The 20,565-nt window shown below is 35.3% G+C and carries 24 protein-coding genes; 6 read left to right on the forward strand and 18 right to left on the reverse strand.

The window, feature by feature from the left end; translation table 11 throughout:
- Positions 1-6: 6 nt before the first annotated feature.
- From C1631_RS14130 to C1631_RS14145, 4 genes are all read right to left on the reverse strand, one after another.
- Entirely contained in the window at positions 7-468 is a 462-nt protein-coding gene (locus tag C1631_RS14130; protein WP_109712867.1) for a hypothetical protein, read from the reverse strand.
- A 169-nt stretch (positions 469-637) separates the two neighbouring features.
- Positions 638-1,063, reverse strand: a complete 426-nt coding sequence (locus C1631_RS14135) for an organic hydroperoxide resistance protein (RefSeq protein ID WP_103249139.1) — start codon at positions 1,061-1,063, stop codon at positions 638-640.
- A complete protein-coding gene (locus C1631_RS14140) occupies positions 1,063-1,497 on the reverse strand; it encodes a MarR family winged helix-turn-helix transcriptional regulator (protein ID WP_109712869.1) in 435 nt (144 codons plus the stop codon). Before C1631_RS14140 ends, C1631_RS14135 begins: the two co-directional genes overlap by 1 nt.
- Positions 1,498-1,527: 30 nt before the next feature.
- Positions 1,528-2,160, reverse strand: coding sequence for an NAD(P)H-dependent oxidoreductase (locus C1631_RS14145; protein WP_109712871.1), 633 nt, complete (start codon positions 2,158-2,160; stop codon positions 1,528-1,530).
- Positions 2,161-2,425: 265 nt separating this feature from the next.
- Here C1631_RS14145 and C1631_RS14150 point away from each other — a divergent pair, with 265 nt between their 5' ends.
- Positions 2,426-3,178 carry an SDR family oxidoreductase gene (locus C1631_RS14150; RefSeq protein WP_103249136.1) on the forward strand — a complete coding sequence of 251 codons (753 nt, stop codon included), beginning with the start codon at positions 2,426-2,428 and terminating at the stop codon, positions 3,176-3,178.
- A gap of 3 nt (positions 3,179-3,181) precedes the next feature.
- Here the strand turns inward: C1631_RS14150 and C1631_RS14155 are convergent, their stop codons facing one another.
- The 13 genes from C1631_RS14155 to C1631_RS14215 form a co-directional block, all read right to left on the reverse strand.
- The gene (locus C1631_RS14155; RefSeq protein ID WP_103249135.1) at positions 3,182-3,493 is read right to left on the reverse strand and encodes a hypothetical protein; all 312 of its coding nucleotides are present in this window, start codon (positions 3,491-3,493) and stop codon (positions 3,182-3,184) included.
- Positions 3,494-3,561: 68 nt separating this feature from the next.
- Positions 3,562-4,524 carry a protein-glutamine glutaminase gene (locus C1631_RS14160; RefSeq protein ID WP_123966687.1) on the reverse strand — a complete coding sequence of 321 codons (963 nt, stop codon included), beginning with the start codon at positions 4,522-4,524 and terminating at the stop codon, positions 3,562-3,564.
- Positions 4,525-4,838: 314 nt separating this feature from the next.
- Complete coding sequence (lipB, locus tag C1631_RS14165) at positions 4,839-5,567, reverse strand: lipoyl(octanoyl) transferase LipB (RefSeq protein WP_109712873.1); 729 nt, start codon at positions 5,565-5,567, stop codon at positions 4,839-4,841.
- A 31-nt stretch (positions 5,568-5,598) separates the two neighbouring features.
- Positions 5,599-6,333, reverse strand: a complete 735-nt coding sequence (gene trpA / locus C1631_RS14170; protein ID WP_109712875.1) for a tryptophan synthase subunit alpha — start codon at positions 6,331-6,333, stop codon at positions 5,599-5,601.
- A gap of 62 nt (positions 6,334-6,395) precedes the next feature.
- On the reverse strand, positions 6,396-7,574 hold the full coding sequence (trpB, locus tag C1631_RS14175; RefSeq protein WP_109712877.1) for a tryptophan synthase subunit beta: 1,179 nt from the start codon (positions 7,572-7,574) through the stop codon (positions 6,396-6,398).
- Complete coding sequence (locus tag C1631_RS14180; protein ID WP_103247839.1) at positions 7,564-8,124, reverse strand: GNAT family N-acetyltransferase; 561 nt, start codon at positions 8,122-8,124, stop codon at positions 7,564-7,566. Before C1631_RS14180 ends, trpB begins: the two co-directional genes overlap by 11 nt.
- Positions 8,125-8,338: 214 nt before the next feature.
- On the reverse strand, positions 8,339-9,037 hold the full coding sequence (locus C1631_RS14185) for a phosphoribosylanthranilate isomerase (protein ID WP_109712879.1): 699 nt from the start codon (positions 9,035-9,037) through the stop codon (positions 8,339-8,341).
- A gap of 16 nt (positions 9,038-9,053) precedes the next feature.
- Positions 9,054-9,833, reverse strand: coding sequence for an indole-3-glycerol phosphate synthase TrpC (trpC, locus tag C1631_RS14190; protein ID WP_109712881.1), 780 nt, complete (start codon positions 9,831-9,833; stop codon positions 9,054-9,056).
- Between the two features lie 72 nt (positions 9,834-9,905).
- On the reverse strand, positions 9,906-10,892 hold the full coding sequence (gene trpD / locus C1631_RS14195) for an anthranilate phosphoribosyltransferase (protein WP_103248003.1): 987 nt from the start codon (positions 10,890-10,892) through the stop codon (positions 9,906-9,908).
- Positions 10,893-10,930: 38 nt separating this feature from the next.
- Positions 10,931-11,533 (reverse strand): anthranilate synthase component II, encoded by a 603-nt coding sequence (locus tag C1631_RS14200; protein WP_103247986.1) that lies wholly within the window; start codon positions 11,531-11,533, stop codon positions 10,931-10,933.
- A 67-nt stretch (positions 11,534-11,600) separates the two neighbouring features.
- Entirely contained in the window at positions 11,601-13,025 is a 1,425-nt protein-coding gene (locus C1631_RS14205) for an anthranilate synthase component I family protein (RefSeq protein ID WP_109712883.1), read from the reverse strand.
- Between the two features lie 252 nt (positions 13,026-13,277).
- On the reverse strand, positions 13,278-13,922 hold the full coding sequence (locus C1631_RS14210) for a hypothetical protein (protein WP_103247990.1): 645 nt from the start codon (positions 13,920-13,922) through the stop codon (positions 13,278-13,280).
- Positions 13,923-14,114: 192 nt separating this feature from the next.
- Entirely contained in the window at positions 14,115-14,567 is a 453-nt protein-coding gene (locus C1631_RS14215) for a cupin domain-containing protein (protein ID WP_103247991.1), read from the reverse strand.
- A 202-nt stretch (positions 14,568-14,769) separates the two neighbouring features.
- On the opposite strand from C1631_RS14215, the gene C1631_RS14220 reads away from it, so the two are divergent.
- The 4 genes from C1631_RS14220 (at position 14,770) to lysS (ending at position 18,140) form a co-directional block, all read left to right on the forward strand.
- Complete coding sequence (locus tag C1631_RS14220) at positions 14,770-14,982, forward strand: hypothetical protein (protein WP_103247993.1); 213 nt, start codon at positions 14,770-14,772, stop codon at positions 14,980-14,982.
- Positions 14,982-15,356: a c-type cytochrome gene (locus C1631_RS14225; RefSeq protein ID WP_103247995.1), complete on the forward strand. Its 375-nt coding sequence runs from the start codon at positions 14,982-14,984 to the stop codon at positions 15,354-15,356. Before C1631_RS14220 ends, C1631_RS14225 begins: the two co-directional genes overlap by 1 nt.
- Positions 15,357-16,283 carry a 23S rRNA (adenine(1618)-N(6))-methyltransferase RlmF gene (gene rlmF / locus C1631_RS14230; protein WP_103247997.1) on the forward strand — a complete coding sequence of 309 codons (927 nt, stop codon included), beginning with the start codon at positions 15,357-15,359 and terminating at the stop codon, positions 16,281-16,283.
- Positions 16,284-16,442: 159 nt separating this feature from the next.
- Positions 16,443-18,140 (forward strand): lysine--tRNA ligase, encoded by a 1,698-nt coding sequence (gene lysS, locus C1631_RS14235; protein WP_109712885.1) that lies wholly within the window; start codon positions 16,443-16,445, stop codon positions 18,138-18,140.
- Between the two features lie 80 nt (positions 18,141-18,220).
- Here lysS and C1631_RS14240 read toward each other — a convergent pair whose 3' ends face one another.
- Positions 18,221-19,876, reverse strand: coding sequence for a tetratricopeptide repeat protein (locus C1631_RS14240; protein WP_109712887.1), 1,656 nt, complete (start codon positions 19,874-19,876; stop codon positions 18,221-18,223).
- Positions 19,877-20,079: 203 nt separating this feature from the next.
- Between C1631_RS14240 and C1631_RS14245 the strand changes: the two genes are divergently transcribed.
- Positions 20,080-20,493 carry a helix-turn-helix domain-containing protein gene (locus C1631_RS14245; protein ID WP_109712889.1) on the forward strand — a complete coding sequence of 138 codons (414 nt, stop codon included), beginning with the start codon at positions 20,080-20,082 and terminating at the stop codon, positions 20,491-20,493.
- Positions 20,494-20,565 lie beyond the last annotated feature (72 nt).

Below are 20,565 nucleotides of genomic sequence, written 5' to 3' on the forward strand. Positions count from 1 at the left end.
TATAAATTATAGCAGTGTGTTATAATTCTTGTTTATCCCATATCTTACAATAAAATCCTCTCCATCTTCATAATCTACCGGTTCAACGTATGTAACCACTCCAATATCTGATTGTAAAATACTTTTGAGCTGATCGAAATACCTTTTTTCAGTTTCTTTATCGCCGTTTAGGGTCAAGCTCATGATAAGTTTGCCATCATCAGTAATGTTTGCACCTACCATGATTTTTTCAGGATTACCATAGTATTTATTCCAGTAAAAAGTCTGTGTAATGGACGGCGTTTCAATGAAATAACGGATCATTTCATCTTCTGTTTTGAAAATATAATTTTTGTCGTGTCCTGGATGGGCATAATCCAGATTTAATTTGTCGTAGCCGGAAAGAAATGTATTCAATACCAAATCGATTGTCTTTACTGACTTTTGTCCTGCATATACCTGACAAATAATATCTACAATAATGTCCATGATACAAAATTACTCTATTTTTAAGAGAGTAATATCCGAATCAGTCTTTTAAAATAAACGAATCATCTGTACCCATCTGTGAGATCTGTGGGAAAATAAAAAATAAAAAGGAGCTGTTTTCATCATGAAAATAGCTCCTTTCGTTATAACTATGCTTAAAAAAATTGGATTAATCGTTGTTGGTTACTGAAAGTTTCACCTCCATATTGTTTCTTGTGGCATTAGAATATGGGCAGATCTGGTGTGCTTTTTCAGTTAATGATTGCGCTTCCTCAATAGAAACTCCGGGAATATTAACATCCAGTTCTGCAGCCAATCCAAAACCTCCGTTTTCAATTTGACCAATGCTGATCTGTGCTGTAACGGTAGTTTCACCTGTTTTTATTTTTGATAAGCTGATAACGCGGTTCAAGGCACTATCAAAACAAGCTGAGTATCCAGCTGCGAAAAGCATTTCGGGATTGGCAAAGTTGTCATTAGCTCCACCAAGAGCTTTAGGCATTTTTACTTCTAAATCAAGAACACCATTTTCACTTTTTACATGACCGTTTCTGCCGCCTGTTGCGGTTACTTTTGTGGTATATAAAGTTTTCATTATTTTTCTATTTTGTTTAATATTTTTAAGACTGTGTCTTTAAGGTGCAGCAATTCCTCCGGCTGTATATCGAGTTTCTCCTGGATTTTTCCCGGGATTTCACACGCTTTTTTTTGCAATTGCCTTCCGGATTCTGCTAAAAATACTTCAACTACTCTTTCGTCTTCTTTTTTTCTTTTTCTACTGATAAATCCTTTAGCTTCCAGCCTTTTGAGGAGGGGAGTTAAGGTACCACTGTCCAGGAATAATTTTTCTCCGATATGGCTTACTGTAAGACCATCACTTTCCCATAATATCATCATGACAAGATATTGAGGATAGGTGATATCAAGTTCATCAAGAAAAGGACGGTAAAGTCCGGTAATCTCTTTGGCAATCACATATAAAGGAAAGCAGATCTGGTTTTCTAATTTAAGTGTTTTCGGAGTTTCCATAATTTAGGTACGAAAGATTCGATGAAGGTATTACTTTTTTATGATAAATTCATCCATTGGAATACGGACTTTTTTCATGCTGGATAGCCAGTCATTGGCTTCGTCACGATATCCAAGGTATAATAGACTTACACTTTTTAATCCTAATTCTCTAAGCCCCAGTACTTCATCTACAACCTCATTACTGAATCCTTCTGCCGGGGTGCTGTCTATTTTAAGCTCTGCTGCCTGCGCAAGGGCAATTCCTAAGGCAATATACGTCTGACGGGCAGTATGGGCAAAATGTTGTTCAGGAGTTTGAGCTCCGTACATTTCTTTAATTTTATCGGTATAACTTCCAAAACGACCTTTCGGAAGATCTCTTACATCCGTATGGTAGTCATATACTTTGTCAATTTTCTCATTAGAATAACTGTCCCATGCTGCAAAAACTAACACATGAGAAGAATCTCTCATGACTTCAGGGTTTAAAGCTCCTGCTACCATCTGTTCTTTCAGTTCCTGGTTTTCTACGACGATAATGCGGAAAGGTTGTAATCCTGATGAAGTAGGTGCCAGTCTTGTTGATTCTAAGATGGTATGTAAGTCTTTTTCCGAAACCTTTTTAGTCGGATCATATGCTTTTACGGCGTGTCTCCAGTTAAGATCTTCTATTAATGACATTTTCTTTTTGTTTTTTTTAATTAAACTACTTGATGATTATTTACTCCCGGATTTTAATCGGTGATGAAATAACTATGCAAATATACAACCAATTAAATTGTGTGCAATTTAATTTTGATAAATTTTATTGATGACAATTATTTATAAAAGTAAAGTGAAGATAGATTTGCAAATAGTCTGATCGTTTCACAATTTTCCACATGATTCGGATTTTTTATTATTACAGCTATTTCAATCTTTGCAATAGAATTTTAAACTTAAAACAATGCAAAAATTTAAAAACAAAACCGCATTAATTACCGGAGGTACCAACGGAATGGGATTGGCTACCGCTCAGAAATTTATTGAAGAAGGAGGAACTGTGATTATTACCGGAAGAAGTAAAGACACTGTTGATAAAGCTTTGGAAAAGCTGGGGGAGAACGCCTTCGGAATAGTATCCGATGCGGGAAAAATGGAAGATCTGATGACTTTACAGAATGAAGTTAAAAAATATACCAATCAGATCGATTTGCTTTTTCCCAATGCAGGATATGGAAAATTTGCTCCGATAGAATATGTAGATGAAAACCATTTTGATGAGTTATTCAATGTACTGGTAAAAGGAACTTTTTTCACGGTGCAGCAAATACTGCCATTGATGAAAAGAGGGAGTTCCGTTATTTTTAATACTTCTGTGGCTACTGAAATTTCCATGCATAATTTTTCAATCTATTCAGCAGCAAAGTCTGCTACACAATCATTTATTAAAACATTTGCTGTGGAACTTACCGGACGTGGAATAAGGGTTAATGGAATCAGTCCCGGACATATCAAAACCAATATTTTTAATAATACAGGTTTGACTACAGAACAGATAGAGAGTGCTGTTCAGGATATTATTCCTACTATACCTTTTAAAAGACAAGGAGAGCCGGAAGAAATTGCGAATGTAGTTCTGTTTCTTGCCTCAGAAGAAGCCTCATATATTCATGGTACAGAAATAAGAGTAGATGCGGGGATTTCTGTGATAAGATAACGATTACTTCACCTCATTGATCTGTTTGATCATATTGGTTTTGCTTTCAACCCCTATATTGTAGGTTTTACCTTTTTTAAAACTCAGATTAACTTTTTCCATCAATGTTTTATAATCGGAAGATTTCTTTGAGAGGTAAAAGACCTGTGCACTTATTCCAATGGCCACACGTACAACTTCTTCAGGTTTATCCGGGTCTTCAAGGATATTGTTGATGGTAGCATTATTATACCAGGTTAATTTCTGGGATTCGGAATTAGAAGAACAGGAGGTAATCATGGCAAATGCTAATAATAAATAAGTCCAGGCTTTCATAATAGTAAATTATTGAGTAAAAGCTCCTGCAATATTTCAATCTATGCAGGAGCTATATAAAAAGTTAGTTAGAATCCGCAATGTGCTGTACTCGGTGTTGGAGTTGTACAGCCGGAAAGAGCAGAGAATGCTGTTAATGTACAATTGGTATTTACCAGATTGTTATCATACAGTAAAGATCCTGAAGGGCTTCTGTAATACACATTTCCTGCAGTATTGGCAAAAGAAGATACAGAAGTTGATCCGCAGGTAGAATTTGTACATGCAGCTCTCCATGCAGTATCCGTGATAGGACCTGTTGAGTTTAGAGATGGATCTATGATTCTTTTTTCAACTACTCCAGAAGCATTTTTGAAGCTTACAAGAACAGCAACGTGATATACCCATGATACACAACATGTACCGGTAGAGGCTCTAAGGTTACCATATACGAATTGCTTTTCACATTCATATCCGGCATTGTTTAGAATTTGTCTCATTTTGTGAGCTCTTGCATAGCATCCGTCTACAGGATATCTGAACGTGATACAAGGAGAAGAAGCAGTAGAAGTTCCGCAAGATTGGCTTTTAATTTGAGCAAATAAACTGTTTAAAGTAGCCAGGTTAGGAATGACACTAGCTAATCTGGCCGCTGTTGCGTCCGATTTTACTTCTTTTGTTAAAACAGATTTAAAATAACGAGCATCTTCTTCAGTTGCTTTCTCTACTTTGGCAATTTCGTTGGTGTTAGCTTTAGTGAAAACATGAATGGGGGATTCATTCTTTACAGCTTGTCTGATCATAGAGATAAAGTCTTCATTTTCTTTAGTGTCCTTTATTTCAAAAGGCTGTGCACTAACCATAAATGAAACTTTGTACTTGCCATTCTCTTGCTGTATCCCTACCGGAACTGTTTTCCCGAAATCTTTCACAACAAAATCTTTAGACTCATTAGAGTTAAGGTTGGCGTCCTGATTGGCGCCTGAATCTGAGCAGGCATTAAATGACAGAACTGTCACAAATACCATCATGGATAGCAAAAATTTTTTCATAATTCTCATAAATTTGGTGGTTAAATGATGTTTTTTAGTGAATTTAGTTCACTATTTTGTGATATTAAAAGTAAAAAAAATTATAATACCTGCAAATGTTTTTTGTAAAAATTTTAAAATAAATGTGATATATCTGGTTTTAAAATAAATTTTATCATCAATTGTGTTGATTTTATCAATTATATTGTTATGTTTTGCATTAATTTAAAAATTATAGAGTACAGTAAAAGAACAACCAGTTTCAATTATTGAAACTGGTTGTTCTTTTACTGTACATTATTAAAGCTGCACAGAGAAAAATATGTTTTATGGAACTATTTGTACATCAATTCTGCCTGAAATACATCGGCGAAATGTTTTCTGATTTTGGATTTAATATCCTCCATTTCTTCCGGGCTTAGTTCTCTTTCAAGCTCTCTTTTTAAAGAAGTCACCTGCTTGTCTTTGATACCACATGGAATGATGTATTCAAAATAACGCATATCTGTATTGATATTTAAAGCAAAACCATGCAATGTGACCCATCTTGAAGCCTTCACTCCCATAGCGCAGATCTTTCGTGCATAGGGTTTCCCTACATCCAGCCATACCCCGGTTTCTCCCTGGGAACGTTCGCCTTTCAGACCATATTCACCAATTGTTCTGATAATAACTTCTTCAAGATTCCTCATATATAAATGGATGTCTGTGAAAAAGTTTTCAAGATCCAGTACAGGATACCCTACAATTTGCCCATAGCCATGATAGGTGATATCTCCACCACGATTTGTTTTTACATACGTAGCTTCCAGTTCTTTAAGCTTATCAATACCTGCCAGCATATTTTCTTCATGTCCGCTTTTACCTAAAGTATACACATGGGGGTGTTCTACTAAAAGAAGATGGTTCGGAGTGATAATATGCTGCTCTGCCGGAAGATCTCTGTTTTTTATTTTGGTGTCAATAATATCTTTCATCAGTTTTTCCTGATATTCCCAGGCGGGTTGATATTCTTTGATTCCTAAATCTTCAAATTCTACTACTTTATTTGGATTTGTATTCATTTCAATTTTTGATATACAAATTTAGTGAATTTTACCCTTTTATGGAATGGATAAAATCTATGGCACTTTTCTTCCAGTCTTTATCTTCCAGCAAAATATTGACAAAAGCAGTTCCTATTATGCCACCATCTGCTTTTTCCGTTACATTTTCAAAATCTTGTTTAGATTTGATTCCGAAACCAATCATCACAGGATTTTTCAATGGGAGAGAAGCGAGTCTGGAGAGGTAATTTTCATTTTTCAATACTGCATTTTCTTTTCCTGTAGTGGAAGAAGAGCTTACTGCATACAGAAAACCTGAACTTAATGAGTCAAGATAAATGATCCTTTCATCTGATGTTTCCGGAGTGACGAGAAAAGTAAAGTTGAGGTTGTATTTTTGTAAAATCTGCTGATAATTTTTCTCAAATTCAATAGGAGGAAGATCGGGAAGAATTAATCCTGAAATTCCACTTTCTGAGCATTCAGCACAGAATTTTTCAAACCCGAAACTTAATACAGGATTGATGTATCCCATCAGAATTAAAGGGATTTTTACTTCATTTTTAATGGCCTTTAACTGAGACAACAGCTTCTCTATAGTCATGCCGTTTTGTAGGGCCAGCTCATGGGCTTTTTGAATCACAGGTCCATCTGCCACCGGATCGGAATATGGCATTCCGATTTCAATCATATCTGCTCCGGATTCCTGGATTAATTTTATAATATCAGCAGTATCTTCCCGTTGTGGAATTCCTGCTGTAAAATATATATTTAATTTTTTCATTTTTTATGGTATTAAAGTATCATGTATATCAATCAAACGGTCTTGTACATATACATCTGCATTTACAAATTTTTTAAATACGTTTCCATATCCTTATCTCCGCGGCCACTCAGACAGATCACCACAATGTCATTTTCATTGAATTTCTTTTTGTCTAAAACAGCCAAAGCGTGAGAGCTTTCCAAAGCAGGAATAATTCCTTCCAGTTTTGTGAGCTCAAAAGCACATTTTAATGCTTCATCATCATTAATACTGAAAAACTCTGCCCGTTTTTCCTTAAATAAATGCGCATGGAAAGGGCCGATTCCCGGATAATCTAATCCTGCAGAAATGGAGTGAGGCTCGATTACCTGCCCGTCTGCTGTTTGCATGACAAGACTCTTACTTCCATGAAGAACTCCCAATGTTCCAAGGAATGTCGTTGCCGCTGATTTTCCGGAATCAACACCCAATCCTCCCGCTTCAGCAGCAATAATTTTCACTTCTTTTTCTTCTACAAAATGATAAAAGGTTCCTGCAGCATTACTTCCACCCCCTACACAAGCGATAACATAATCAGGATTTTCTCTTCCGGTTTTTTCTTTAAGCTGCTCTTTAATTTCTTTTGAAATAACACTTTGAAATCTAGCCACAAGATCAGGAAAAGGATGAGGTCCCACCACACTTCCAATGACATAGTGTGTCGTTACCGGATGATTGATCCAGTCTCTTAAAGCTTCATTGACGGCATCTTTAAGGGTCTTTGAACCTGAAGTGGCAGCAATAACTTCTGCACCCAGCATTTTCATTCTGGCCACATTGGGTGCCTGTCTTTGAATGTCGATTTCGCCCATGTACACGATGCAATCAAGCCCCAGAAGTGCACACGCAGTAGCTGTTGCAACTCCATGCTGCCCGGCACCTGTTTCTGCAATGATTCTGGTTTTTCCAAGACGTTTGGCAAGTAAAACCTGTCCCAAGGCATTGTTGATTTTATGAGCTCCTGTGTGATTAAGATCTTCTCTCTTTAAATAAATTTTTGTGTTGTACTTTTTACTTAAATTTTTAGCAAAATAGAGTGGGGTTGCACGACCTACATAATTCGTCAGTAAATCCTGATATTCATTTTGAAACTCTTCAGATTCAATGATTTCAAGATAGTTTCTTTGCAATTCTTCAACATTCGGATATAGCATTTCGGGAATGAAAGCGCCTCCAAAATCTCCATAATATCCGTTTTCGTCGGGGTTTTTATAATTCATTTCTTTGTTCTTTAATAATTAAATAAGCATTATTTTGAGCACTTAGCCCATTGAGTAATTTTTTTCTTTCATCAGATATGTGAAATATCAGGATATCATCGTCATCAGAGTTGACCCATTCGGAATCAACATTCTCTTTGATGGCCCGTGCTTTATCATATAAAATCTCAATCTTACATTTTTCATAAAACGGACGCAGATGTGTATGACAAAATCCAATAGTTTCGATATTTCTCTCCTTCATATTCTCTGTAAAATACTCTACCAATCTGGCACCATATCCTTTTTTCTTCTGAGCAGCTACCAATCCGACTGCCTCGGCAAATGAAATTTCCTCTCCTGAAATATTCAGCGTAAAATCAAAATTTACCCGAAATACCGCTAAGATTACTTCTTTGGCATCTATCAGAAAATGGAATTCAGAATCTTTAAAAAGAGAATGGAATTCAGGAATCTTCATCCTATTCCAGGCTGAAATATCCCAAAGCTGAAGAATATGTTCTATTTCCTGTTCTGTTAATTCGTTTGTTTTTTTTATGTGATATTTCATGATTTTTAATGGTGGTCAGATTTAATAAAAAGTCCCGAAGGGACGATTTAGCCCGGCAAAGGATGTAATCCTGTAGTTGGAAGTTCCGCTTTATTCAGTCTCAAAGGTATTTTTCATCCTAATCCGTTTTATGTTTTTCCAAAATTTTAATGAATTCTTTTTAGAAATTTTGTTTCATGATATGGTTGATTATGGTATTGAATCCAATCCTGCGTTAAATTGTCCTGTTGGGACTTTGAATGGTTTGGCTGAATTTTTTTATTCGTTCAATATCTTTATTACCGGGTGATATTTCAAATTTTGAATTGATGTCCAGGGCAAACGGTTTCTGATTCAAGGTTTCAATATGTCCGACGTTTTCTTCTGAGATGCCACCACTCAGAAAATAGGGACGAGGGATGTTCAGTTCATTTAAGATCGACCAGTCAAATTGTTTTCCGGTTCCTCCGAATGCTTTGCTATCCGTATCAAACAGATAATAACTAACTGGCAGGTCAGAAGTTGAGATTGTGAAAATCTGTGCTACTTTGTTCCTGCTTTCAGGAGTATTATTTCCGATTCTTATTACCTTGATAATGCTGGTTTCAGGGTTTAATTTTTCTCTTAATTCTATAATGAAATCATCACTTTCATCACCATGGAGCTGAATAAAATTCAATCCTGCTTTTTGAGTACGATCAATAATCTTGTCAACTTTTTCATTCACGAATACTCCAACCTTCCCCGGGTGCTCAATTGTTAAAATTTCTTCTAATGTCAGATGATTCAGTACATATCTTGGGGATTTCTCATAAAAAATGAAGCCGAGAAAATCAGTATTTATGGTAATCAACGCTTGAATCTGGTCTAGCTTTGTTAAACCACAAACTTTAAGCGAAGGGGGGTAATGATCGGTTAATGATTGATGTTTCATATAGTCTGGCTACAGGTTATTTTGAAATTTGTGACTTAAACTCTTCGAATGCTCTGGCAGGCTCCGCATTTTTCATAAAATATTCTCCCATCAGGAATCCGTCAAATCCTTTTTCTTTTAAATATATAAAATCTTCAAGATTATAAATGCCACTTTCTGCTATTGATACAACATCTTTCGGGAGAAGGTTCTTTAGTTGAACAGAGTGCTGTAAGTCAACTTTAAAATCTTTTAAATTCCTGTTATTAATTCCCACCAGATCAATCTTTGGATTAAAATGCTTCAATTCCTCCTCTGTATGGATTTCCAACAAAACCTCCATATTAAGTTCATGAGCGAGATCTGTAAATTCTTCTACCTGATTAGGAGAAAGACAGGAAGCAATCAGTAAAATAACATCTGCTCCTATGTTTTTTGCTTCGTAAAACTGGTATTCATCGATCATGAAGTCTTTTCGAAGGATGGGAATGTTGAGGTGATTTCTTACATTCAGAACATCTTCAAAGCTCCCTCCAAAAAAATCTTTATCGGTTAAAATAGAAACCCCACTGGCTCCATAGTTTTCATAAGCTGAGGTAACTTCCAATGGTGAAGCCGTGTTGTTGATAATACCTTTTGAAGGAGATTGTCTTTTGAACTCAGCTATAATTCCATTTTTGTTTGTAACAGATTCTTTCAACGATAAAGTTTTCCTTTCAAAAAACTCAGTACTTTTTAATTGTTCAAGAGAAATATTGGATTTTGCTGTTGCAACTTCCACTTTTTTCCTTTCAATAATTTTATCGAGTATGTTCATTTTTAAATATTAGAAGATAGAAAAATTGTCAATTTATTCATCAAATTAACTTTCAATTTCAATTCTCAGTTTTTAATTAATTAAAAGTTCAAAGCTTCTTAATGCTTTTCCACTTTCCAGACTTTCCTGAGCTAAGAGAAGGCAGTCGTCATAGGTTCCGAATTTGTAAGTACGATATAACGCGACAGATGCATTGGCCAGAATCACTGAATTTTGCTGTTCGGTACCTTTACCTTCCAGAATATTCATAAAGATCTTTGCTGTTTCCTGAATGGTTTCACCTGCTTTAATGTCTTCCAGAGTAACAGCATTAAATCCTAGATCTTGTGCAGAATAGATTTCTTCGCCCTTTTTCGTAATAATTTTAGTGTCGTGGGTAAGGCTTATCTCATCATACCCATCCAGCCCATGAACAAGAATAAATTCCTGAGCCTCTTTTTGAAGGAGGTATTGATAAATTCTTGCAATTTCAAGATTATAGACACCAATCATTGAATATTGGGGTTTCGCAGGATTAACCAAAGGTCCCAAAAGGTTAAAGAAAGTTCTTAATCCCAAAGATTTTCTCAGTGCGCCAACTGATTGAAGTGCCGGATGGAAGTAGGGAGCATGTAAGAAACAGATATTTGCTTTTTCAAGATCCTCATTCAGCTGATCTGAATTGTTTTTGAACTGATACCCTAGTTCTTCCAGTACATTAGACGAACCTGTAGTGGTAGAAGCCCCATAATTTCCATGTTTTGTCACCTTCTGCCCGGCTCCGGCCACTACAAAGCTGGCCAGTGTTGATATATTGATTGTGTTTTTTCCGTCACCTCCTGTTCCTACAATATCAATAGCATCACTTGCATCAATATTTACAGGGACTGCCATTTGCAGTAAAGCTTCTCTGAAACCTTCCAGTTCTTTTAATGTGATATTACGCATCAGAAAAACACTGATAAAAGCAGTTACTTCTGCAGTATTGAATTTATTCTGAGCAATTTCAATCATCGTTGCTTTAGCTTCAGATTTTGATAGAGTGTGATGATTGAACAGGTATTGCAATATTTCTTTCATTTGAGGAGTTTTTATGGTTGAGGGGATTTCTGTTGTATTCACTGTAAAAGAAAATTTTTAATGATGGTTTCTCCGTCCGGAGTTAAAATACTTTCAGGATGGAATTGTACGCCGTGTACATCATATGTTTTATGTTGTAAGGCCATGATCATTCCGTCTTTGTCTATGGCTGTTATTTCCAGTTCTTCCGGGAAACCTTCGGGATTCACTGCCCAACTGTGATATCTTCCTACCTCAATTCCTGAAGGTATATTCCTGAAAAGTTTTATGTTTTCTTTCACCAGTTGTGTTGTGGTTGCCACCCCATGGAATATTTCAGAAAGATTGATCAGGTTTCCTCCAAAAACTTCTGCAATAGCTTGTTGGCCAAGGCATACCCCCAAAATACTTTTTGTAGGGGCATATTCTTTGATCAGATCTAATAATATGCCTGCTTCTTCCGGAATTCCGGGGCCGGGAGAAAGAATGATCTTATCGTATTGATTGATTTCTTTCAGGGTAATCTGATCATTTCTTATCACATCCACTTTTTGATTCAGAATTCTTTCAATGATCTGGACAAGGTTATAGGTAAAGCTGTCATAGTTATCGAAAACGAGAACTTTAAGCTGTGGTTGTTGAGTGTTTATATTGTTGTTCATTTCTTTTTATTATTGGGGCATTTGTAACTAGTTTACTGATTGTTTCTTTATTTTCAATTTTTAACGCTCAATTTTCCACTATTTTCTCGGCTTTCTCGACTGCTTTTTTCAACGCATTCAGTTTATTATTGACTTCCTGTAATTCGTTTTCCGGAACCGATTTTGCAACAAGACCAGCCCCTGCCTGATAATAGAGGGTGTTGTTTTTGCTCAGGAAAGTTCTGATCATAATGGCCTGATTGCAGGTTCCGTTTAATCCGATCATACCAATGCAGCCTCCATAATATCCACGGGAATCTTTTTCATACTGATTAATAAGCTGAAGGGCTTTGTGTTTTGGAGCTCCGCTTAATGTTCCTTGCGGGAAAGTAGCAGAAACCATTTCAAGTGGATTGATATCATGTGCAACATCCGCTGTTACCTCGCTTACCATATGAATAACATGTGAGAACAGTTGAATTTCTTTAAGCTTGGTAACGGTTACGTTTTTTCCGAGTTTCCCAAGGTCGTTTCTGGCAAGATCAACAAGCATGGTATGTTCTGCATTTTCTTTAGGATCAGCTTTTAAAACTTCAATAGCTTGCAAATCAACATCCAGGCTTCCTGTTCTTTTAGAGGTTCCTGCAATGGGATGGATGATCGCTTTGTTGTTTTTAATAATCAACTGGCTTTCCGGGCTGGAACCGAATAATTTGTAATTTCCGTAATCAAAATAAAACAGATAAGGTGAAGGGTTGATATTTCTCAAAGCACGATATACATTAAATTCATCCCCTTTGAATTTCTGTTCAAATCTTCTGCTTAAAACCAATTGGAAGACATCACCTCTCATACAGTGTTTTTGTGCAGTTTTTACCAATTCAATATATTCTTCACTGGTGATGTTTGAGGTTTCCTCTCCACTTTTTTCAAAAGGATAAACGGGTGTATTTTGATTTTTGATAAGGGTTTCTAAAAGATGAAGTTCAGACTTTACTCCGTCAATCTGGTTTTCAATAATGTACATTTCATCATTAAAATGGTTGATAGCAATGACATATTGGTAAAGTCTGTATCTGAGAATAGGAATTTCCACTTCAGGACTTTGAGCTTTAAGACTAATATTTTCAAAGAACTGCACGGCTTCAAAGCTAGTGTATCCAAAAAGGCTTTGTGCTGTTTCTTCAATAGGATCATTTGTTTTTTTACAATCAAAGACCTTGCGGAAATCTTCAAAAATATCAATGATGTTCCGCTCCATGATAAATTGTTTTGCCGGTGGAGTGGTGGGAAGTTTAATTTCAAATTCGTTGAGATTTTTCACTTCAATTCCTGCAATGGCATTCACGGCAATAAAAGAGAAGTTGTTGTCGATACTTTTTGAATCTGAGCTTTCCAAAAGAATGGTATCCCGGAATTTATCCCTTATTTTAAGGTAAATATTCATGGGAGTATGAAGATCTCCCAACATTTTTTTCGAAACGGTTTTTATGTTAATTCTATCAGTAAACATCTGTAGTTTTGTTTTAGTAAGGTTAAGGAATAAAAAAAGGCTTCAACGTTTCCGTCAAAGCCTATATATTGTTTATTTGATTATTTCTATTGTGTGATTAACAATATGACAATACCTCCAGACCCGACGAAGAGTTTGAAAGCCACCACCAAATATTGTTGTTCATTTTTAACATGGGACAAATGTAGAAATTTTTTTAATATAAAAACCAAAAATTATCAAAAAATACAAAAAATTAACATGGAGAGTTTGTTATTTCAAATGTTTAAGCTCTTCTTTGAGTTCCTGAAGTTTTGATTTGTATCCTTCTTCATTATAATATTTTATATAGTTTTCTAAAGCGGCAATATATTCTTCAATAAATTCTTTATTGGTTCTGTCTGCTTCATATTTAATTCTTGCAGAATTAACTGGGGCAAGCTTTGAATACTTATCTGCCATTTTCCCTTCTTCAGATTGGCCATAAAGTATAACAATATTTTTTTCATATCCCGGAATATATTTTACAGGAAAAGAAACTTCTGTTTGCGGGATTCTGATGGCGTTTTCGATAGGATAAATAGCCGCGGTTGTTGTAGAAAAGAAAGTTGAAATATACCTTCCGTCCTGTTTTTTTACAATAGCTTCATAATCGTGGATATACATGTCATTCAGGGTAGAATTGGTTTCCACATCAGAGGTGATGATGGCTGTACTTTCTATTCCGTATTTGTTCAGAAACCATGCATTTAAAAACTGTCCGCCAAATCCGTTTAATATAGCCAGTGGAATGATAGGAATCAAAAACCAGGCTTTTTTGGTCAGATAGGAGAGAAGCCCAAAGAACACGAACAACAGAATCACAGTGTAAAAACCATGATGGCTGGTGAAAAACAGAATTTTTGAAATGAAAACCATGGATTAAATATAGCTATAATAATCTTTTGTTAAACGCCGGGATCGCAAAGATGTCATTAAATTACTGTTAAAACGGCCACAAAGGCATTTCACTTAGCAAAGTCTTTGTCATTAGCTAAACGAAGTTCCCTTGCGAACTAAAAAAATAAAGTTTTGCCATAATTACTTTGTGAACATAGCATTTAAAAACAACTATTTTACTGGTTCAGACAAAGGAATATCAGGAGTTCCACTGTAAAAAACAATCAGAGTCACTCCTTTATCCCCGGTTTTTCCTCTGTGTACGATGTTAACCATCTCTGGAAGAACCTGGCCTTTACGAATCCACTGTGTTTTACCGTCTTCTTTTCTTTCCACCTGAATTTCACCTTTTTCTACATAAGCCGCATTAATCACAGGATGCTTATGCCAGTCTAATGCTTTATTGGGAGGTACAGCAATCTTAAGAACGGAAATTTCCGGTTGTGTAGCAGGATAGGCCGGATATAATGTTCCATCCCATGATTTGGTTGTCTTTAATAAGGTTACAGATTCAATTTTATCAGAATATTCTGAATGAGGATCGTCTGATGAGTTATTACAAGACAAGGTAAGAGAAAAGAATACTGCAGCTAAAACAGTACTTAATAAACTTTTTTTAGTCATACGCTTCATATTAATAGATTGATTTTGGTTTGGATAATTTGGTATGCAAAAATAATAAGCTAATTTAATTATCCCTAATTATCGAATTATTTTTTTAAGGATTGGATTAAAACTTAATCCTTAAAAAATATTTCTCAAAGACAACATTTGTCATAAGTTTAAAAGTTTATTTTTTATACTTTTGCTAGCAAATTAGAAAAAAATGAAAAAAGTATTAGCAATCGCATTTATCGGAGGTTTATTATTAGCTAGCTGTTCTAAAAAAGCAGATCACTCATTACAGGACAGTAACACAATGCTTGAAGAACCTGCAGCAACTCCTGTTGTGGATTCTACAGCTAAACCTGCCGCTGCTCCTGCTGCTGCAACTCCTGCTCCTGAAGCTGCTAAAACAGATTCTACTGCGAAGAAATAATGAAAAAAATATTTTTGGCAGGAATTTTAGGTCTTCTGACCATTTCCTGTTCTAAAAAAGAAAATACAGCTGAAGTGGCCGCTTCTTCTGAGTCAGCTGCAGTCTCAGAACCTGCAAAATCTAATCTTTCCGGTGATCAGATCATCGAAACTTTAGATTGTTCAGGATGCCATTCAGCAACAGAGAGAATGATAGGACCTTCTTATCAGGAAATTGCCAATAAATATTCTGAAAAAGATATTGATTTATTGGCCTCCAAAATTATAGAAGGCGGAAGTGGAGTTTGGGGTGGTGTCCCTATGGCAGCCCATCCACAGGTATCTAAAGAAGATGCTAAAAAGATGGTAGAATATATTTTAAGTCAGAAAAAATAAATGTCTACTGAAAAATCCAGTCTGCACACAAGAAATCTGCATCGCGATCCATATGATTTTGAGCAGCTTATTTCTTGTGTGCCGGAACTGAAGCATTATGTCTATGTTAATGCTTATCAGACAACAACGATTAATTTTAGTATTCCTAAAGCGGTAAAGTTGTTGAATAAGGCATTATTGGAGCATTTTTATCATGTTGAAAACTGGGATATTCCTGATACTAACTTATGTCCTCCCATCCCGGGAAGGGCAGATTATGTGCACTATATTGCAGATCTGTTAGCAGAATCATCCGGTGAAATTCCGGCAGGAGCTGCTGTAAAAGGTCTGGATATAGGAACCGGAGCCAATCTTGTCTATCCTTTAATCGCTCACCGGTCTTACGGCTGGCAGATGCTGGGAACCGATATCAATGGAGATTCTCTTAAAAATGCACAGGAGATTTTAGACCAAAATCAGGATCTTCTTCCGGTAATTCAATTACAACAACAGCCTGATCCCAAGCATATTTTTAAAAATATTCTGAAATCTGATGACCGGTTCACATTTTCGATGTGCAATCCTCCTTTCCATGATTCTGAAGAATCTGCCATAAAAGGTAACATCAGGAAAACAAAAAATCTTAGTAAATCAAAAAAGAAACCTTTGCTTAATTTCGGAGGGCAACAGTCTGAGTTATGGTGTGAGGGTGGTGAACTGGCTTTTATCAGTACAATGATTCAGGAAAGTGCACAATATTCTTCACAGATTCTCTGGTTCACCTGTCTGGTTTCTAAGAAAGATAATTTACCAAAGCTGAACGCTCTTTTAAAGAAAGCAAAAGTTGCAGATTTTAAAACTATTGAGATGGCTCAGGGACAGAAAATAAGCAGAATGCTGGCTTGGACGTTTATTCCCCAAAAGGAGAGGAGAACGTGGTTTGTTTAAAGTTCATAAGATAATAGTTAATAGTTCATCTTCCGTACCTGATACCCCATATCACGCATCTGAACTCCATATCAGGTCTACATTTTAAAATTTCTGAAAAAATCAATTGACGGGCAAGGCAAAAATGCCTAAATTTGTACGCTTTTAGAAAAATAAGAAATGCAATTATCAGAACAAGAAATCATTAGAAGAGAAAAGCTGAATAAGCTTACTGAAATGGGGATTAATGCGTTCCCTGCGGATGAGTATACCATTACAGATACTACAGAATCTATAAAACAGGACTTTTCTGAAAGTAAACAGGTTAAGATCGCTGGTAGATTAATGTCCCGCAGAATTCAGGGGAAGGCTTCTTTCGCGGAATTGCAGGATTCTAAAGGAAAAATTCAGGTTTACTTCAACAGAGACGAGATTTGTCCGGGAGAAGATAAAGAATTATATAACGAAGTTTACAAACACCTTTTAGATATTGGTGATATTATCGGTATTGAAGGAGAGTTGTTTACCACTCAGGTAGGAGAGAAGACGGTTTTAGTAAAGAACTTTACGCTTCTTACTAAAGCTTTACGTCCACTTCCTCAGGCAAAAACTGATGAGAATGGAGTAGTACATGACGGATTTACGGATCCAGAGCTTAGATACAGACAACGTTATGTAGATTTAACAGTAAATCCTCAGGTAAAAGAAATTTTCGTAAAGAGAACAAAATTGTTCAATGCGATGAGAACTTTCTTTAATGATGCCGGGTATTTTGAGGTTGAAACTCCAATCCTGCAGTCGATTCCTGGTGGAGCAGCTGCCAAACCTTTTATCACGCATCATAATGCTTTGGATATTCCATTATATTTAAGAATTGCCAACGAATTGTATCTGAAAAGATTGATCGTAGGTGGTTTTGACGGAGTATATGAGTTTTCTAAAAACTTCAGGAATGAAGGAATGGACAGAACTCACAACCCGGAGTTTACAGCAATGGAGATCTATGTAGCTTATAAAGATTACAACTGGATGATGGATTTCACGGAGAAATTATTAGAATTCTGTGCAATCCAGGTAAATGGAACTACAACAGCTACATTCGGAGAACATAATGTAGACTTCAAAGCTCCATATCCAAGAGTTTCCATGACGGAGGCTATCCTGAAATTTACGGGTTTTGATATCACAGGAAAGACTGAGAAGGAGTTGTATGATTTTGCGAAGTCGATCGGTATCGAAGTGAATGAAACGATGGGGAAAGGAAAATTAATTGATGAGATCTTCGGTGAGAAATGTGAAGGAAACTTCATTCAACCTACTTTCATCACAGATTATCCGGTTGAAATGTCTCCATTGACTAAAAAGCATAGAAGCAAAGAAGGTTTAACGGAGCGTTTTGAATTAATGGTGTGTGGTAAAGAAATCGCCAACGCTTATTCAGAGCTTAACGATCCGATTGATCAAAGAGAGCGTTTTGAAGCTCAGATGGCTCTTTCTGAAAGAGGTGATGATGAAGCTATGTTTATCGATCAGGATTTCTTAAGAGCTCTTGAGTACGGGATGCCACCCACTTCAGGATTAGGAATCGGAATGGACAGACTGATCATGTTCTTAACGAACAATGCATCGATCCAGGAAGTATTATTCTTCCCTCAGATGAGACCTGAAAAAGCAGTTCCGCAAATTGAATTAGGTGAGGATGAAAAAGTAATCCTTGAAATCCTTAACTCTCAGGAAGAAGCAATGTCTTTAACTGAAGTGAAGGAAAGAAGCCAGTTGTCAGGTAAGAAATGGGACAAAGCTTCTAAAACTTTGACAAAGAATAATATTGTGAAAGTAGAGAAAATTGACGAAGTTCTTTTGATGAAACTCGCATAGTTTTATTAAAACAGATATAAAAAAACCGGTACAGACTTAGTGTGTACCGGTTTTTTATATAATAACATTCAGCAGTAGTATTATATAATTTTGATATTTTGTATGAAATTTTCTATGCTTTCTTCTTTTGGTATGGTGAATTTTTTTTTCAGTCTGTGCTTAGCCACTCTCACTGTATTCAGGTCAGATTTTGTATAATTTGAAATCTGTTGATTATTCATGTGAAGATAAATGAAAGATGCATATTTTATGTCAAGGGGTGTTAATTTATTTTTTGACATGATTTTTAGCTGATTAAAGAAATTAGGATGAATCTCAAGCACAGTTTGTTGAAGTTGGTCAAAATTATTATCAAGGAATCGCTCTTCTTTTAACAATTTATCAATATTAATATCGGATTGCTCTTTCGTTTTATTTTTAATTTCTGTAAGTACTGAGTTTTTATGGGAAAGTTGCAGGGTGGTTGCCAGATATTTTTTTCGAATGACTTCCTGCTCCGCTTTTAAGCGAGCCTGTTCCGCATTAAGTAATTTATTTTTCTGTATATATATTTTTCTTCGGTATCGAATTAAAAGTGTCAGTAGGATAATGATAACAGTAGAAAAAATAACAAAACCTATGTACAAATACCGCTCTGTCTTTAACATTTTATTTTTTTCTTCAAGAATACTTTTCTTTTTTTCTGATTGATAAAAGGCTTCGAGAATTTTATTATTTTCCTCAAATCTCGCTTCAATAAGAATATTTTTTTCCTTTTCAAATTGTAAAGCTTCTTTATATTTTCCCATTTCCTCGTAGCCAAAAGAAATATTATTTATGAGTATGATCAGGCTAAAGACCGGGATCTTTTTATTATGTCTTAATGAATAGGCTTTCAGGCGATAGGCAACTGCTTCAGAGTAATTTTTATTTGATGAATGGATATATCCTAAGTTAGTGTATACCGAAAATATTAAGTCTGCGATATCAGGCTTATTTTTGTTTTCATCAAGAATTTTTTTAAATATTCCTATGGCGGCCTCTGTTTTGTTCTGCCGGGTTAAGACTGTAGCCTGGTTAATATCATAGACGATAAGCATAATGTTTCGGGCTGCTGTATAGGTCACTTTTTGAGCATTCCAATAATATAGTTGCTGATAAAAACGTACACTATCAATTGCTTCTTTTTTCTGATCGCATATATAATAAACCAGAAAGTCGTTGATTGCCATGCTTATATTTACCCTATTGCCTGATTTTTTGGCATATTCAAAACTTTTTAAATAATTCTGAAGTTTTTCTTTCTGATTGACGTGTTCAAAAATTAATCTGTTTCTCATGCAATATAGATTACTGAGCAGAAAGTTTTCATCAGAATATTGCTGTAAAAGATGCAATGCTTCATTGAATGTTTTTATAAATAATGTTTTTTTATTTAAATTTTTATAAAACAAGGCATATCCGTACTCTACATAAATTTTATAGCGGGGGTTATCACTGTTATTTGCCAGTTGTTTTAATTTTTCAAGTACTTTGATCTGCTCATATGGATTATTCTTTTCTGGTTTCATTGATAAATAATACATCATGGCCACATATCCCAGAATCTGATCTGTTTCATTTTTTGAAGCGATCAACTCGAAATCGATCTGATGCTTTGCCTTATTATATTCCCTGGCAAATAATTTTGCATAGACCTGCTGAAATATCTGATGACGATCAGTTTGTGAAAAACAATCCTGAGAAAAGCATACCATAACTAAAAACACTATTCTTTTATATATAAAAACATAATTACAAATAAAAATTAAAATAGATAATTGTAAAATTTACTTATAATCAGATGTTTATGTTGATGTAACAGCTCGTAATTCCCTATGTAATGAAATGTAATGGTTGTTTTTTTTTATAAATTAATATTTGGTTCACCTTTGTCATAGAAATTTTAATTGTAGAAAAAATGAATAATTTTAAAGATATCCATATGGGACAGATGATAGAAAAGGAGGTTGTGGAACGTGGTATAGAAATCTCATATCTTTGCAAATTTTTGAAATGTATAGAAGCGGACATCACAGAGATGTATCAGTGTAAAAGCCTTGATTCAGAGATTTTATTATCCTGGAGTAAGATTTTGCAATATGACCTTTTCAGAATCTATTCTCAACATCTTATCTTCTACTCTCCACTTTCCAGGAATAATCTTTTACCTGTAAAAACAACATTACCCCAATTTCGTAAAAACATTTACAGCAAAGAAGTTATTGATTTTATTCTTGAACTGTATCATACAAAACAAATGACCAGAATGGAAATAATAGAACATTACGGGATCCCAAGAGCAGCAATACAAAGATGGATTTATAAGTATTAAAACTATACTAACGTAAAAAAGTACTCGTGTACTAATTATTCTCTTTTCCAGAGGTTGGAAGCTCATCATGTT

It is taken from the genome of Chryseobacterium phosphatilyticum (genome assembly GCF_002899825.2).
GTDB classification, from domain to species: Bacteria; Bacteroidota; Bacteroidia; order Flavobacteriales; family Weeksellaceae; genus Chryseobacterium; species Chryseobacterium phosphatilyticum.